Source organism: Streptomyces sp. NPDC088817 (assembly GCF_044750345.1).
Taxonomy (GTDB): domain Bacteria; phylum Actinomycetota; class Actinomycetes; order Streptomycetales; family Streptomycetaceae; genus Streptomyces.
In genome coordinates, this window is the sequence record NZ_JBIVJN010000015.1 from 233,071 (window position 1) to 248,853 (window position 15,783).

The 15,783-nt window shown below is 74.0% G+C and carries 13 protein-coding genes and 1 tRNA gene; 5 read left to right on the plus strand and 9 right to left on the minus strand.

Annotation, left to right across the window (positions count from 1 at the left end; all coding sequences use genetic code 11):
• Window positions 1-26 precede the first annotated feature (26 nt).
• Entirely contained in the window at window positions 27-1,136 is a 1,110-nt protein-coding gene (locus ACIP4X_RS26280; RefSeq protein ID WP_401350889.1) for an LLM class flavin-dependent oxidoreductase, read from the plus strand.
• Window positions 1,137-1,142: 6 nt separating this feature from the next.
• Here the strand turns inward: ACIP4X_RS26280 and ACIP4X_RS26285 are convergent, their stop codons facing one another.
• Window positions 1,143-3,257, minus strand: coding sequence for an EAL domain-containing protein (locus tag ACIP4X_RS26285; RefSeq protein WP_358728331.1), 2,115 nt, complete (start codon window positions 3,255-3,257; stop codon window positions 1,143-1,145).
• A gap of 400 nt (window positions 3,258-3,657) precedes the next feature.
• Between ACIP4X_RS26285 and ACIP4X_RS26290 the strand changes: the two genes are divergently transcribed.
• On the plus strand, window positions 3,658-4,995 hold the full coding sequence (locus ACIP4X_RS26290) for a M6 family metalloprotease domain-containing protein (RefSeq protein WP_391458050.1): 1,338 nt from the start codon (window positions 3,658-3,660) through the stop codon (window positions 4,993-4,995).
• 104 nt (window positions 4,996-5,099) lie between these two features.
• On the opposite strand, the gene ACIP4X_RS26295 is transcribed toward ACIP4X_RS26290, so the two are convergent.
• The 7 genes from ACIP4X_RS26295 to ACIP4X_RS26325 all read right to left on the minus strand — a co-directional run bounded on the left by ACIP4X_RS26295 (window position 5,100) and on the right by ACIP4X_RS26325 (window position 11,694).
• Window positions 5,100-5,173: transfer RNA gene (locus ACIP4X_RS26295), tRNA-Lys, on the minus strand.
• Complete coding sequence (locus tag ACIP4X_RS26300) at window positions 5,164-5,802, minus strand: bifunctional DNA primase/polymerase (RefSeq protein ID WP_358728335.1); 639 nt, start codon at window positions 5,800-5,802, stop codon at window positions 5,164-5,166. Before ACIP4X_RS26300 ends, ACIP4X_RS26295 begins: the two co-directional genes overlap by 10 nt.
• 143 nt (window positions 5,803-5,945) lie before the next feature.
• A complete protein-coding gene (locus tag ACIP4X_RS26305) occupies window positions 5,946-6,320 on the minus strand; it encodes a hypothetical protein (protein ID WP_358728337.1) in 375 nt (124 codons plus the stop codon).
• A gap of 323 nt (window positions 6,321-6,643) precedes the next feature.
• Window positions 6,644-8,020: an AAA domain-containing protein gene (locus tag ACIP4X_RS26310; RefSeq protein WP_391458053.1), complete on the minus strand. Its 1,377-nt coding sequence runs from the start codon at window positions 8,018-8,020 to the stop codon at window positions 6,644-6,646.
• Window positions 8,017-9,621, minus strand: a complete 1,605-nt coding sequence (locus ACIP4X_RS26315; protein WP_391458055.1) for a hypothetical protein — start codon at window positions 9,619-9,621, stop codon at window positions 8,017-8,019. The genes ACIP4X_RS26310 and ACIP4X_RS26315 overlap by 4 nt, the downstream gene beginning before the upstream one ends.
• On the minus strand, window positions 9,612-10,784 hold the full coding sequence (locus ACIP4X_RS26320; RefSeq protein ID WP_391458153.1) for a hypothetical protein: 1,173 nt from the start codon (window positions 10,782-10,784) through the stop codon (window positions 9,612-9,614). The genes ACIP4X_RS26315 and ACIP4X_RS26320 overlap by 10 nt, the downstream gene beginning before the upstream one ends.
• Window positions 10,696-11,694: a phosphatase PAP2 family protein gene (locus tag ACIP4X_RS26325; protein ID WP_358728345.1), complete on the minus strand. Its 999-nt coding sequence runs from the start codon at window positions 11,692-11,694 to the stop codon at window positions 10,696-10,698. The genes ACIP4X_RS26320 and ACIP4X_RS26325 overlap by 89 nt, the downstream gene beginning before the upstream one ends.
• Before the next feature lie 201 nt (window positions 11,695-11,895).
• On the opposite strand from ACIP4X_RS26325, the gene ACIP4X_RS26330 reads away from it, so the two are divergent.
• Window positions 11,896-12,489 (plus strand): histidine phosphatase family protein, encoded by a 594-nt coding sequence (locus ACIP4X_RS26330; RefSeq protein ID WP_358728347.1) that lies wholly within the window; start codon window positions 11,896-11,898, stop codon window positions 12,487-12,489.
• A 33-nt stretch (window positions 12,490-12,522) separates the two neighbouring features.
• Here ACIP4X_RS26330 and ACIP4X_RS26335 read toward each other — a convergent pair whose 3' ends face one another.
• A complete protein-coding gene (locus ACIP4X_RS26335; protein WP_401350893.1) occupies window positions 12,523-13,956 on the minus strand; it encodes a hypothetical protein in 1,434 nt (477 codons plus the stop codon).
• Window positions 13,957-14,285: 329 nt separating this feature from the next.
• On the opposite strand from ACIP4X_RS26335, the gene ACIP4X_RS26340 reads away from it, so the two are divergent.
• Both ACIP4X_RS26340 and ACIP4X_RS26345 read left to right on the plus strand, forming a co-directional pair.
• Window positions 14,286-14,678, plus strand: coding sequence for a hypothetical protein (locus ACIP4X_RS26340; RefSeq protein ID WP_401350902.1), 393 nt, complete (start codon window positions 14,286-14,288; stop codon window positions 14,676-14,678).
• Window positions 14,679-14,764: 86 nt separating this feature from the next.
• Complete coding sequence (locus ACIP4X_RS26345) at window positions 14,765-15,634, plus strand: spermidine synthase (RefSeq protein ID WP_401350895.1); 870 nt, start codon at window positions 14,765-14,767, stop codon at window positions 15,632-15,634.
• The last annotated feature ends 149 nt before the right edge of the window (window positions 15,635-15,783 follow it).

The window sequence follows — 15,783 nt, forward strand, 5'->3', positions numbered from 1 at the left end:
GAACGGTCAACCAGCTGGAGGCACTCGTGGCGGGCGACGAGATCAGGGGCACCACACAGGGGACCGCCCCGGTCCCCCTGTCCGTACTGGACCTGGTGACCGTGGGCGCGGGCCACACCGCCACCGGCGCGCTGCGCACCAGCGTCGCCCTGTCGAAGACGGCGGAGTCCCGCGGCTACCACCGCTACTGGGTCGCCGAACACCACTCGATGCCGGGCGTCGCCTCCTCCTCCCCGGCCGTGATCCTCGCCCACCTCGCCGCCCACACGGACCGCATCCGGCTCGGCTCCGGCGGCGTCATGCTGCCCAACCACGCCCCGCTGGTCATCGCGGAGCAGTTCGGCACCCTGGAGGCCATGGCCCCCGGCCGGGTGGACCTGGGCCTCGGCCGCGCCCCCGGCACGGACGGCGCCACCGCCGCGGCCCTGCGCCGCACCGACAACCTCGACCGGGGCGTCGACGACTTCCCCCAGCAGCTCGCCGAGCTGATCCGCTTCCTCGACGACGACTTCCCCGACGGCCACCCCTACAGCCGCATCCACGCCGTCCCCGGCCCGGTCCAGGCGACCTCCCCGGGTGGCGTGCAGTCCCCGCACCGCCCGCCGGTCTGGCTGCTCGGCTCCTCCGGCTTCAGCGCCCGCCTGGCCGGCACGCTCGGCCTGCCGTTCGCCTTCGCCCACCACTTCTCCGCGCAGAACACCGTCCCGGCCCTCGACCTCTACCGCGACTCGTTCCGCCCGAGCGCGGTGCTGGACGCCCCGTACGCCCTCATCGGGGTCGCGGCCCTCGCCACCGAGGACGAGCGCGAGGCGCGTCGCCAGGTGCTGGCCGCCGCCCTGAACATGGTCCGGCTGCGCACCGGCCGCCCCGGCCTCGTGCCCACCCCCGAGGAGGCGGAGGCGTACGAATTCAGCCCGATGGAGCGGGAGTTCGTCGGCTCCTGGAACGCCAACGTCGTCCACGGCACCCCCGACGAGGTCCGCTCCGGCCTCGACGACCTGCAAAAGCGCACCGGCGCCGACGAGTTGATGATCACGAGCAACGCGCACAGCGGCGCCGTACGCCTGCGCAGCTACGAACTCATCGCGGACGCCTACGGACTGCCGGCCGACGTCCGTTCCCAGCCCGGCGACTGAGCGGGTTCAGCCGCGCTCGCAGGCGCGGCCGCCCAGCAGCTCGGAGATGCGGTCCGGCGACACCGGCCGGGAGTACAGCCATCCCTGCCCGGTGTCGCAGCCGATCCGGCGCAGCCTGCTCGCCTGGTCGGACGTCTCCACGCACTCGGCGGTGACGGTCAGCCCCAGCCGGTGCGCGAGCTGGATCATCGCCTCCACGATGACCTCGTCCGCGGGGCTCGGCCGGCTCACCGGGCCCTCCGGCTCCTCGTGCTGGAAGCCCCGTACGAAGGAGCCGTCCAGCTTCAGCGCCGACACCGGCAGCCGGCTGAGGTAGGCGAGGTTGGAGTAGCCGGTGCCGAAGTCGTCGATGGCGATGTGCACGCCCATGTCGTTCAGTGAGCGCAGCGCCTCGAGCGGACGGCCGGCCGAGCCCATCACGGCCGACTCGGTCAGCTCCAGCTGGAGCAGGTGCGGCGCGAGACCGGTCTCGGCGAGCACGTCGGCCACGTCCGAGACCAGGTCGGAGTCCCACACCTGGCGGACGGCCACGTTGACGCTGACGAAGATCGGCGGCTCGTCCGGGTGGTCGAGCTGCCAGCGTCGGGCCTGGTGGCAGGCGGTGCCCAGGATCCAGCGGCCCAGCGGGACGATCGAGCCGTCCTCCTCCGCCAGCGCGATGAACCGATTCGGCGTCAGCGTGCCGAACTCGGGGTGCCGCCAGCGGACGAGGGCCTCGACCCCGCGCAGCCGCCCGTCCTCCATGCCGACCAGCGGCTGGTACTCAAGGGCGAACTCGCCGCGTTCCACGGCCGCGCGCAGGGTGGAGACCAGGGCCTGGCGGGTCATGCGGTGCGCGTTGCGCTCGGGGTCGAACAGGGTCCAGCGGGCCTTGCCGTCGGCCTTAGCCCAGTACAGCGTCGTGTCGGCGGCCTGCATCAGCGCGGTGGCCGACGAACCGGCCGCGTGCCGTTCGACCACGCCGATGGACGCCGACACCGACAGGCGCCGCCCGGCGACCTCGAAGGGCTCCTGGAGGGCCGAGAGCACGGACTCGGCCAGTTCCGCGAGCTGCTCGGTGCCGGTCGAGTCCTCGACGAGCAGCGCGAACTCGTCGCCGCCGAGCCTGGCCACCAGTGGCGTGCTGGTCCGGCCGTGCCCGGCCGCGTCCGCGCACCGGGTCAGCCGTTCCGCCACGGCGGCGAGCAGCCGGTCGCCGATGCGGTGGCCGAGGGTGTCGTTGACCGCCTTGAAGCCGTCGAGATCCAGGTAGCACAGGCCGATCCGGCCGCTTCCGCCGCGCTCGTACGACTCCGTCTCCAGGGCGGCCGACAGGCGCTCGAAGAACAGGGTGCGGTTGGGCAGCCGGGTCACCGGGTCGTGGTTCTTCAAGTGCCGCAGCCGGGCCTGGAGTTCGCGCCGGGCGCTGATGTCCGCCACGGACAGCAGCACACCGGGGGAGCCGGGGGTCAGCGGCGCGACCGTCACCTGGACCCACAGCCGGTGGCCGTCCGGGTGCTTGAGCCGGCGGGCGCAGCGCAGCCGGGCCTGCCGGCCGCGCAGCACCTCGGTGTAGGCGTGCCGGGTGCGGGCGTCGGAGGCGAGGTCCACCAGATCCGCTGCGGGCCGGCCGGTCAGCTCGTCGGGGTCGGCGCCGAGGAGCGCGCCGAAGGTCTCGTTGGCGCTGACGACCAGGCCCTCGTGGTCGACGACGGCCATCGCCAACGGCGCCGCGGAGAAGGCGGACCGAAAGGGACTCTCGGCCCCGGCGTCCGGGCCGGGCTCCGGGACGGCGTCGGTGTCGGCGTCCTGGTGGGCATCCGGGACTGATTCCGCTTCCGGGACGGTGCCGGCCGGTGGCGGTGCGGACCCGAGCAGGTCGACGACGGCGGGCGCTGATTCGGCCAGGACGGTGAATCGGGGGGCCGCCGGGGCCGGTTCCGCCATCGGGGTGAGGCCGTGGGCGGGCAGGAACCCGGCCGGACCGGTGCCGGAGGGCGCGGGCGCGGCGGGGGCGACGGCCCGCTCGGCGGCGACGGTCGCGACCGGGTCCGTACCCGGAGGCCTCGCGGCATCACTCTCCGTGACAGTAGGTCGGATGAGGTCTGCCGCGGGCGTCGGCCCTTCGGACGTTCCGCTCACCGCTCGCTCCCGCAGTGCACTCGGTCTTCTTTTCGGTCTCGTCGGGTGGTCCGCCGGATGGCTGACGGCGTCCCGGCCCGTGTCCGCGCAGGAAAGTGCAGGGAAAGTGTGTCGATCATAGATGCCGTCCGTGAACCCCTTCCAGCCACTCGCCTGTCCCGCGCGGCGACCGGCCACTCACCAAGATCGTTTTCGATCACACATGGACGAGTTCTTGGTGCGACTGACCATCTGTGACGTTCCGTGAGCGGTCTGAAGGTGTTCTTTTCCCGGGCCCCTGGCGGACCTTCCTGCCGTGAACTCGCCTCCCTCACCCTTCCGGTGCAGACAAACAGGGCGTATCCCTCCAAACTCCCACAGGCTGGGTTCGGTGTCCCGTGAACCGCCCCCGGAGGTCCCCGTGCCGTGTCAGCTGCCCTTGAAGGCGCCCGGCCGTGACGCCCGCAGGGCCCTGAACCTGGCCGGGGCACGCCCCTGGCTGCGCAGTACCGCGGCCGTGTTCACCACCATGTCGGCGGTCGCCGCCACCTCGATCCTGAGCGGCCCCTCGGTCGCCGAACCGTTCTCTCCCGCGCCCTGCGCCCTGCAACGCACGGACGCCCACCACTCGGAGGGGCTGGACACCTGGAACCCCGCCTACGTACGGCCGACCGGGACGCTGAACGCCGTCCTCGTGTTCCTGTCCTTCCCGGACTCCATCCCGCGGACCACCCCGGCCGAACTCACCGCCGACCACTTCCCGGCCACCAGCCGGTTCTGGGAACAGGCGTCGTACGGCAGGTTCACCCTGCGCCCCCACCCACTGCGGCGCTGGATCCGGATGCCGCGCCCGTCCACCGCGTACGCCGTGCACCGGGACTGGAACGCCCGCGACCGCGCCGCGTATCTGCGGGACGCGCTCGGCGCAGCCGACCCCGAGGTCGACTTCTCGCGCTACGACGTCGTCTACTTCGTCGCCGACCCGGACGCGCCCGGTGTCGACTCGGACGCGACGAAGGTCGTCAACCTGGAAACCCCGCTGGTGGCCGACGGCAAGGAGATCCGGCGGGTGGTGACCGTCTTCGAACGCCACCCGCCGGACCGGCTGGTGCTCGCCCACGAGACCGGGCACGTCTTCGACCTGCCCGACCTGTACCACCGGCCCGCTGACGGCAAGGGCGACTGGGACACCTACGTCGGGGACTGGGACCTGATGGGCAGCCAGTTCGGTCTGTCGCCCGATCTCTTCGCCTGGCACAAGTGGAAGCTCGGCTGGCTCGACCCCCGCCAGGTGACCTGTGTGCGGGGAGGCGGTCCGACCCGGGTGACGCTGGAGCCGGTGGAGGTGGGCCCGGCGGGAGCGAGTGCGCCGGAGGCGGGTCCGCCGGTGCCGGCCGCCGCCGGGTCGCCGCTGTTCGGGCTCGGCGGCGGAACGAAGCTGGTGGTGGTGCGCACCGGGAGCGACAGCGTGCTGGCCATCGAGGCGCGGGCGTCGGTCGGCAACGACGCGACCGGGTGCCGGCAGGGGGTGCTGGTGTACCGGGTGCGCAGCGGGGCGGAGTCCGGCGGCGGCCCGATCGAGGTGATCGACGCCCATCCGCACACCGGGGCCTGCGAGGAGTCCTCGGTCCAGCCCGCGCTCGCCGACGCCCCGATCGACGTGGGGGAGAGCTTCACCGTGCCGGGCGACGGGGTCCGGGTGGAGGTGGAGAACCGTACGGCGTCCGGCGCGTACACCGTCAAGATCAACACGGTGTGACGCCTGTTGTGCGCGGGTCGCACAACATGCAGCGATGGGGTCGCACACATACAGCGATGGCGAGACCGGTTCGCTCTCGCGACCTTGTCTCGCCATCGTCGTCGTGCGCCGCCAGGGACTCGAACCCCGGACCCGCTGATTAAGAGTCAGCTGCTCTAACCAACTGAGCTAGCGGCGCCTGCTGACGTCGTAGACCTTAGCATCCTGGTCGCTGGGAGGAAAAATCGATATCCGCACCGCCGCGCGGGCGGCCCGCACCGCCGCCCAGAGCATGATCTCCGGGCCCGGAAGCCAGGGGTGGCGGGTGTCCGGGGCGACGAGCCAGCGGGAGGCCGGCTGGACGGGGAGAGCCTCGCCGGACAGGGCCGGGAGGGTCACCGCGTCGCCGTTGCCGTGGCACAGCAGGGGCGGGATGCCCTCCTTGCGGCCGTCCTCCCGGCCGCGGGAGCCCCACTCCTCCCACTCCAGCAGCGAGGGCAGCCGGTGTGCGGTCCCGGCCGCGGCGAAGAGCAGCATCCGTCCCCGGTGGACGGCCACCGGGCCCGACCCCGGGCCCTCGTCCCACAGCCGGTCCAGCATCCGGCGGCCGAAGATCGCGGGCACGTTCACCACGTCGAAGACGGTGCCGCAGGGCAGTACGAGCGGTGCGTCCGGCCGCTCCCGCCAGAGCGCGAGCGTGCTGCGGGGATACGCGCCCGCCGAGGCCAGCCAGGCGGCGCCGTCCGCGGTGACGCCCGAGGCGTCGGAGCGGTGGCCTGCCCGCTGGTCGAGGTGGTCGACGAAGGGTTCGTTCCCTGTGCGGCTCATGGCGGATACATCTACCCGCTGTGAGTAGGTGATTCCTCAGGGTTGCGGGAAACCGGGACACGAAACGCTGGGTCGGGGTATCTTGCCCGCCCGGCATATGCCAGAGCCAGGAACGGCGGGCGTGGGGCGCGGGGCGCGGGGGGTCAGACCGGGTCGGCGGGGTTGGCGTGCACGCCGCCCTCGGCTCCGCTCAGCAGGTCCCGGCCGAACTCCACCATCTTCTTGGCGTAGTCCTCGGTCCAGTCCGCCCGCTCGGCGATGGCGGCCGGGGTCAGCCGGTCGAACCGCCGCGGGTCGGCGAGCTGCGCCGCCGCGATCGCCTGGAACTCCACCGCCCGGTCGGCCGCCGCGCGGAACGCGACCGTCAGCTCCGTCGCCCGCGAGAGCAGCGCCCGCGGATCGTCGATCGACTCCAGGTCGAAGAAGTGCTCGGGATCGGCGGCCGCCTCGGCGGGCTCGAAGAGCAGGGGCGCGGGGCGCAGCCGCGGTTCGTCACGACGCGGCGTTGGCTCCGCCATGTCTCGACCTCCTCGTACGGTTCGGATGACACCGCCCTGCGAAAGGGCCACCCTCCATTGTGTCCCGCGAACGCAAGGCCCCGACCCCACCCCACCCACAACTTCTCGGCACCACCTGGGGATCCCGCCGCCCGACGCGCCGGGCAGGGCCCGCCAAGCCACCCCGGTCGCCGTGCCGCAGTGCGGGTCAGGGTCGCCAGGGCACTCGGTGTTCTCGCAGGTGGGCGAGTACCGCGTGGTTCGCCTCCCAGCCGTCCGGGCTGTGTTCGTCTGCCGCCTCCGGCGGCGTGCCGGACGCCGTCCGGCGGGAGGCCGGGTGCGGGTCAGGGTCGCCAGGGCACTCGGTGTTCTCGCAGGTGGGCGAGTACCGCGTGGTTCGCCTCCCAGCCGTCCGGGAACTTCACCGTCACCCCCAGTTGGACCGGTTCCGTGGACGGGTGGTCGTCCAGGAGGTCGGTCACGCCCGCGCGGCAGACCACGACGCAGGCGTGCCGGTGGCGGGAGGCGAGGACGCACAGGCGGCCGGTCTCCAGGTGGAAGGCCGTGGCGTCGGGGCGTCCGGACAGCGGGTGCAGGACGACCGTGACGTCGAACTCACGGCCCTGGAGGCGGTTCGCCGTGTCCACGGTGACATCCGTCACGCCCAGTTCCGCCAGTGCCGCCCGCACGGCGGCCGCCTGGTCGCGGTGCGCCGTGCCGACGGCGATCCGGTCCGCGGTCAGCGGCGCCGGATCCGGCGACCGCTCCGAGACGGCCGCCCCGCCCCGCTCCAGCAGCCGCCGTACGACCGCCGCCACCGCCCGCACCGCCTCCGGATCGGTGCGCGGAGTGTGCCGCGCCGGCAGCTCCAGCAGGCCCCAGCCGGACTCGGCGGCCTCGTCGAGCACCCGGTCGGGCCCGGAGCCGTCCGAGGGGACCGCGAACGTCAGCCGCCGGTCCCCGGCCGACGTGCCGCTGCGGAACGGCGTGTACGGGTAGAACGCGTCGGAGACCAGCGGCGCAGCCGACGCCGGCAGCCGCCAGGACACCGGCAACCGGTGCTGGGGCAGCCGCGGATTGTGGGCCAGCAGCGTCGTCACCGCGGACGCCGACGGGTCGTAGGACAGACCCGCCCATTGCTCGCTGCCGACGATCGCGAACGGGTCGAGCTGACCCGGATCGCCCACGAACAGCGCCCGCTCGAACAGCCCGGCCACCGCGAGCAGGGCGTCCGAGCGCATCTGGTACGCCTCGTCGACGATCGCGTGCCGCCACGGCTCGTCGACCTTCACATGCGCCCACTTCGCGGCGGTCGACAGGACCACGTCGAGTCCCGCGAGGTCGGCGGCCCTGGCCGACTTCCTTACGCTCGGCAGGCCGTCGAGCGCCTTGTCGTACGGGTCGGTGTCGCTGCTGTGCAGCCGGCCCACGGGCAGTTCGGGGTTCTTCTCCGCCAGCCGCAGCACCAGGTCGTCCACCTGGGCGTTGGTCTGCGCGACCACCATCAGCGGCCGTCCGGCGGCGGCCAGCTCCAGCGCCGCGCGCACGACCAGTGTCGACTTCCCGGCGCCGGGAGGGGAGTCGACGACGACCCCGCGGTCCGTGCCGTGCAGCGTGTCGCGGAGGATCGCGTCGGTCGCGCGGGCGGCCGCCGCCCCGGGGTCGAAGGGCGTCCGGAGGGCGGCGGGGCCGACCGCGGGGTCCTGGGCGGGGGCGGTCACAGCAGATCCTCCTCGGTCACCGGGTCCGGGGCCTCCGGCGTGCTCTCCTCGCCCGGCGGGCCGCCGTGCGTCCATGGGGTCTGCTCCGGGTCGGGCAGCTTCGCGCCGCCGCGCTGCTCGTGCTCGAACAGCGTGAAGCACAGGCGGTCGCCCTTGTCCGGCACGGAACCGGCCGCGGGCTCCTTGCCGCGGCCCATCCTGTCCAGGATCCGCAGGACGACGAGCGTTCCCTCGGCGGTGTCCTCCTCGCAGGCGACGAACTCCGCCGACTGCGGCTTGCCGTCCAGCGAGCGGTACACCCTGGCCCGCTCGCCCAGCTGCGGCCGGTCGTCGGTGCGCACGGTGACCAGGGGGCGCGGACTGGGCCGCTTGCCCTCGCTGTAGGCCATGACGACGTCCGTGACCTCGCCCGCGAACGCCTCCCCGGCCAGCCGCCGCCGCGCCATGACCAGCGGGTCGTCCAGCGCCTCCTGCGCTTCCAGACGGGCCTGCTCACGCTCGCGCGTGGCCAGCTTGTTCGCCGCGGTGACGGCGTCGTCGCGGCGCGGCTGCGGCGGTTCGCCGGCCAGCACCCGGTCGCGGTGGCCGGTGAACGACCAGCGGTCGCGCGTCCAGCGCTCCTCGACGTGCGCGCCCTCGGGCAGCGAACGCAGCAGGTCCAGGCCGCGCCAGACGTTGTCCCAGGTGGGGCGGGCGCACTGCTCGACCAGGTCGCGGATGTGCTGCTCGGCCCCGGTGAGGTCGCCGAGCCGTGCGTCGGCCTCCATGCCGTCCTCGGCGGCGGCGAGCGCGGTGCGGGCACGGTCGTAGCGCTCGATCGCGGGCGCCAGCAGCTTGTTGTCGAAGGCCGGGTCGGTGGCGGGCCCCGCGGGCGGGCACTCCAGCTGGCCGTCCGAGGTGCGGGCGAGTTCGGCGCGCAGCGCGGCCTCGGCGCCCGACGCGCCGTCCTGCGGGGCGATCCACGCCAGCAGCGCCCCCAGGTGCTGGTCCTCCAGGCTGGACTGGCCGGTCGTCCAGTGCTGGGCCAGCAGGTCGGTCATCGCCGGCAGCAGCGAGGAACCGGGCACCCGCGCCCGCTCCCCGAAGTGGGTCAGCCACCGCCCGAGCAACGGCACCCGCGGCGGCGCCGGATGCGGGGCCTCCGGGTCCTGCTCGGCGGTGCGGCGGAAGCGCATCGAGCGTCCGAGCAGCCGTACGAAGTCGACGCCCGCGCGGCTGGGCACGATCAGCTGGGGCGCGTCCGCGCACAGCTCCACCTCGACCTTGACCCGCTTGCCGCTCTCCGGGTCGGTCTCGCTCCGCTCGGCGGCCTCGACCGCGTCGGAGAAGGAGTCGATGTACGGCAGGACGACGTCGGCCAGTTCGGCCAGGAACGCGAACCGCAGGTCACGGTCGCGCGGCTGCGGCACGGCCAGCAGCCGCGGCGCGGCACGGTCCGTGCCGACCAGGGCGCCGAGCGGGGCGCCCGCCTCACCGGCGGTGGTGAGCGGCACGAACACCAGCGGCCGATCCGACAGATGCCGGTGCCGGACGGTCGCGGCGGGCTGGGCCCGCCCGGACCGCACGGCCTCCAGACGGCCCAGGGTGGCGATCAGCGACACACCGCCTCCCGCCCGGCCGCCTCCAGCGCCTCGGCCCGCAGCGCGGCGGCCCGGCGCAGCGCCGCCACCGCCGGGTCGTCCGGGTCGCCCGCCTCGCCGTGGGCGGCCGCGAGCACGTCCTCGACCGTCGACAGGCCGCCCAGGTCGGCGCGGACCGAGCGGCCCAGCGCCGTCACCGCGCCCCGCTCACGGGACCGCATACGACAGTGGAAGGCCAGCTCGCACGCGGCCAGGCACTCGGGCGCGTACGTCGCCGGAACCGCCTCCACCGCGGCCGTCAGCTCCTGCGGGGACAGCTCGGGGGAGAAGCACACGCCCTCGGGCAGGGCGTCGGCGATGTCCTCGACACGGGTCAGCCGGGTCAGCTGGCGGGCGGTCACCGCGCGCTGCTTGCGGACGTCGACGGCGGACGCGGTGGGCAGGTTCGAGAAGTCCTTGGGGCACACCAGGAGCACCTGGTGCCGCACACGCGGGGCGGGGTCGAGGCGCCCGGCGACGTCCTCCAGCGCCAGCACGTACACCGCCGACTGGCGGGCGGCCGCCCCCACCTTGGCCGGGTCCGCGGAGCCGTCCAGCATCGGGAAGGACTTGATCTCCACCACCGTCCAGCTCCCGTCCGGGTGCACCACCACCGCGTCCGGCTCCAGGTGGACGGGCGAGCCGGCCACCTCCAGGGCGAGCATCGGGTGGTCGAGGAGCGTCCAGGTGCCCGCCCCCGTGGCCTCGCGCAGCGCCAGCGCCGTACGCGCCGTACGCCCCTCGGGGCCGACGGCGCTCAGGTCGGGCACGCGGCCCTCCCGCGGCGGTTCGGCGCCCGGATCCAGCCTGGTGTGCGCCAGCCTCAGCAGTTCGGCGCCGCCGTCCGCCTTGACCCGCGCCTCGAACGCGTTGCCCCGCATGAAGGCGAACTGGGACTGCCCGAAGGCGGCGGGCGCGCCCAGCGCCTCCGCGAGCGCCGCCTTGTCCACGCCCGCGCCGTCCAGGACCGCGCGCCGTCCGCAGCCGGGGTTCGCGGCGAGCGCGGCCAGGGCACGGGCGTCGAGCGCCCGGGGCGGTACGCCGGGACCGCGCAGCTCAGCGAGCCTTCCCCAAGCTCTCGACTTCGCTCGGTCGGGGGAGGTCAAAGGCTTGAGCGCCGTCTCCCGCGTCCTCGGGGACGGCACCCGGTTCGGCTCCGGGACCGAACCGTGCTTCGCGCTGCCGTGGAATTCGCTCACCCGCCGAAGTCTGGCATCCACCACTGACAATCGGGGACCCCGCGGCACCCGAGCCCTCCGTGACGGCCGTGGCGCCCGGTGTCAGCAGGGCCTTGGCGCGGTCCGCGCCCCGCATCACGAACGGCGCGAGCAGCATGCCGGCCCCCATGACGGCCACGCCCGCGACCGCGTCCAGGAGGTAGTGGTTGGCGGTGCCCATCACGACCAGCGCGGTCAGCAGCGGGTAGGCGACGCCCGCCGCCTTCGCCGTGCGCGTGCCACCGTGGCGCCACAGCATCACCCCGCACCACAGGGCCCAGCCCACGTGCAGGCTCGGCATGGCCGCGTACTGGTTGGTCATACCGCCCAGGCCCCGCGGCGCGCTCGCCTCACCGCCCCACCAGCCGTACGAGCTGTACTGGGCCATCGTGTCCACGAACCCGTGGTCCGGGGAGAGCAGGCGGGGCGGGCAGGTGGGCAGCAGGGTGAAGCCGATCAGTCCTATGAACGTGGACGTCATCAGCCAGGTGCGGGCCGCCCGGTAGTGCGTGGTGCGCGCCTTGAACAGCCACACCAGGATCACGGGGGTGACCAGGTAGTGCAGCGACGCGTACCAGAAGTCGGCGGGCACGCCCAGCCACGGCTCACGGGTGAACAGGCGGTTGAGGGGGTGCTCCGCGTTGAGACGCAGCAGCTTCTCCACGCGCAGGATCGCCAGGCCGTGGTCGACGGCCGTGGTGACGTCGCCGCGGGCCAGCAGCCGGCCCGCCGAGTAGCAGCCGTAGACCAGCAGTATCAGCGGCAGCTCGGTCCACCAGCGCAGCCGGGTGCGCGGGGCCGTCTCGGTGCGCCGTGCCGGTGCCTCGGTCTGCGGCATCCGATGCCCCTCCCCCTCCGTCGCTGCGCTGTCCGGCGGTGCCCGGACGGTCGTGCCACTTTACGGTGTCCGACGCGGCCACCTCGGGGTGCCCCCGGAGCTGATAGACGCAGGGACCGCCCCCCGGGTTGCCGCCCGACGACGTGCGCGATGATGGAGGGATTCCACCCCAGGTTCCGACTTTTCTCCGGAAGGTTCTCCATGGCACCGCGCATCCTGTTGGCCCGCCACGGACAGACCGAGTGGTCGCTGTCCGGCAGGCACACCGGCAGGACCGACGTACCCCTCCTGGAGGAGGGGAGGCTCGGCGCCAAGCTGCTCGGGGAACGGCTCGGGCAGGCGCCCTTCGACGGTCTGCCCGGGGTCGAGGTCCGCACCAGCCCGCTGGCACGCGCGCGTGAGACGTGCGAGCTCGCCGGCTTCGGCGACCGCGCGACGCGCTGGGACACGCTGATGGAATGGGACTACGGCGCCTACGAGGGCCTGACGCCCGGGGAGATCCAGGCCGAGCGGCCCGGCTGGCTGATCTGGCGCGACGGGGTCCCGGGCGGGGAGACGCTCGCCGAGGTGACCTCCCGCGCCGACGAGGTGGTGGCCTGGGCCCGCGCCGAGGACCGCGACGTCCTGGTCTTCGCCCACGGCCACATCCTGCGGTCGATCGGCGCGCGGTGGCTCGGCCTGCCCCTCGACTTCGCGGCCCGCATCCGCCTCAACCCCACATCGCTGTCGGTACTGGGCTGGGCCTACGGAGAACCGGCCCTCGAACACTGGAACGACGTGGGCCACCTCGCCTAGCCGGCCGCCGCGGCGCCCGGTGATCCGGGGCCGTCACACCGGCCGCGGGGCGCCCGTGTGCCTGTCCAGGAAGACGGAGACGCCGGTCGCCCGGCGGTGCGGGAGCAGTACTCGTGCCGTTCCCGCCAGCATCGCCTGGATGCGGGAGGACTGGACCTCGTCCAGCAGGTCCAGCACCCGCAATCCGGCGGCGGCCGCCTCGTCCGGCCGGCCCCCGCGCGCGAGGTCGTCGGCCAGCTCGGCCGTGTAGAGCGCGATGTTCCGCGTGAAGTGGGGATCCTGGAGCTGCGCGGCACGCCGCGCGTACCGGGCCGCCCGCGGCCAGTCGCCCAGCGTGGACCAGCACTGCGCCTCCAGCCCCGCCAGCTCGGCCTCGCCGTAGAAGCTCATCCACTCGGGATCGGCGTCCGAGGCGCCCCGCTCGTACAGGGCGTGCGCCCGCGCGAGCGCCCGCTCGCAGCCGTTGCGGTCGGCGAGCCCGGCCCAGCCGCCCGCCTCGCGCAGCGAGAGCAGCGACATCAGCCGCGCCGAACCCAGGCCGCGCCCGACGCGCTGCGCGGCCTGCGCCGCCCGCACCGCCTCGCGGGGCCGTCCGGCGTCCCGTGCGAGGAAGGCGGTGTTGCAGAAGGCATGCGTCTCCAGGGCCGGGTCACCGGTCATGCGCGCGGTGGCCAGTGCCTCGGCGTAGTGCGAGCGCGCGTCGTCGAAACGCCCGGAGTCGTGGGCCAGCCAGCCCACCGAGATGGCCAGTTCACCCGCGCCCGAGTGCAGCCGGTCGGCGGTGGTCTGCCGGGTCGCGCCGGCGTCGAGCAGCGCGTAGGCGGCGCGCAAGGGAGCGGCCGCGCGCCGGTAGAGACCGTCCGCTCCGTGCCGGTCGTCGAGCAAGCGGATCCTGCGGACGGCCTCTTCGACGGCACCGGCGTCACTCGTGCCGGCGCGGCGCGCGGGGCGGTCCGCGGCCGAGGCGTCGAAGGCGGGTCCCAGGGGGCCCAGCGAGGCTGCGGCCACCGTGGCGCCCCCGCGGGTCATGAATGCGCGACGCAGCACGTCGCTCTCCTCGTGGTTCTCGTGGACTTCGTGCGGGTGGTACGGATCGTGCGGGTCGTACGGGTCCGGCGGATCGGCGGGGCGGTACGGGCCGTCCCCCTCCCGTGCCCCGGGCACGGCGCGCGAGGCGCGTCCCCGAACGGCCGACCGGGGAGCGAACCCCAGGTCGGCCAGGGTGAGGTCCGGGAACATGTGCAAGAACACACGTTCATAGGCGTAGTTGGGGCAACGGATCTCACCCGCCTCCACCCGGCCGATGTAGCGGGCGTCACAGCTGACCCGCTCACCGATCTCGTGGGCGGCCCGCCGTACCGCCGCGGCGAACTCGGCCGGCGAGCGCTGTCCGCGCAGCCGCCGGAAGGCGAGATTCGGCCGTGGCGGGCGGGGGGAGTGAGGCGAGGTCACCGTCGACGACGTCATGGCCGGGCCCTCTCGTGCGAACCGTCGAACCATGCCGGACCCAGGCGAAGTCGCCCGCGTCATCCGGTCGTCCGCGTCACCCGCTGCCCGAGTCGTCCCGGTCGTCCGGGTGACGCCCTGTTTCCGGCGAGCAAGAAAGTACCTGCTGTGTCCGCCCGGACACGCTGTGTTTGGCTACAAACCGGATATCTCCACCGTGATCTGCCATGAAGTGCCACCCTTCCCGGCGGACTTCGCCCGTAGCCGTTGACGCCCTGCCGCGTTGAACCCCATGGGCCGGGAGCCGCCGGGCTTCGGGGCCCGCTCGTTCACGAGGAGGGATTTTCGTGATGGAGGCCGGGATGGAAACCCCGCGCAGTGCCGAACCCTGTACGCCGCCCCCGTGCGACGTGGTCACGGTGCCGGCCCGGCAGGGGCTCGAGGCGGTCGACATCCTGCGCCGCGGACCGGGCGACGCGGTGGGTCCCGTACTGCACGACGACGGGGGCGACACGCTCGGCTTCGTGGTGCCGGCGGGCACGGCCGAGGCCTGGGACGTGCCCGGAAGCACCTGCACCGGGACCGACGGACGGGGACTGAGGCTGGCCCCTCAGCCGCCGGTGGAGGGCTCGGACTGGCTGGTCCCGCCCGACGAGGCCGACCTCGCGACGGACCCCGCGGTGCTACGGCGGGCCCTGGGGGAGGCGGCCCGGATGATCGAGGCGGCGGACAGCTGCCGCTGACCCGGGAGCCCCACCCGCCCGGACGGCCCGCCCACACCTCCCGCCACCCGTGGGTGGCACACCCTGCCGCTTGCGACAATGGGCCCATGGGAAGGACCAGGAGCCCCCGCCGCGGGCGAGGAGCCGTCGAAGCCGTCGCCGAACAGGTCGACGGCGGACTCGCACAGCTCATACCCGACCGGGAGCGGGCACGGGCCTGGACCCTGCTGATCGACGGCGCCCCGCAGTCCTACGTCGACCTCGACGACCCGGCGTACCTCTCCTTCGAGTACCAGCGCCGGCTCGGGCACGTGATCGACCTCGCCGCACCGGCCGGCCGGCCCGTCCACGCGGTGCACCTCGGCGGCGGGGCGTTCACCCTGGCCCGCTACGTCGCCGCCACCCGGCCCCGTTCCACCCAGCAGGTGGTCGAGCGGGACGCGGCCCTCGTCCAACTGGTACGCCGCGAACTGCCCTTGGATCCCGGAGCCCGTCTCCGGGTGCGGTCGGCGGACGCCCGCGAGGGCCTCGCCAGAGTGCCGGACGGCTGGGCCGACCTGGTCATCGCGGACGTGTTCAGCGGCGCCCGTACGCCCGCCCACCTCACCTCGACGGAGTTCCTCGACGGGGTGCGCAGGGTCCTCAAGCCGGGCGGTGTCTACGCCGCCAACCTCGCCGACGGCCCGCCGCTCGCCCACCTGCGCGGGCAGATCGCCACCGCCGCCGCGAGGTTCGCCGAACTCGCGCTGGTCGCCGACCCGACCGTGCTGCGCGGCAAACGCTTCGGCAACGCGGTACTCGTGGCCTGCGACCTCCCGCTGCCGGTCGCCGAACTGACCCGCCGCGCCGCCACCGACCCGCACCCGGGCCGCGTCGAACACGGCCGCGCGCTCACCGACTTCACCGGAGGGGCCGCACCGGTCACCGACACCGCGGCGGTCGCCTCACCGGCCCCACCGCCGGACGCCTTCCGCTGAACCGGCCGGAGCGACCGGCCGATCCGGGCGCACCCAATGCGGCCTGCCGCGGCACTAGTAGGCTGTCGCGGCTAATATTTGGGATAGAGGTGGCGCAGTTTGATGCGTGCATCGTGGGTGGTGAACTGCCAGTCCACCTGACGTTGGTC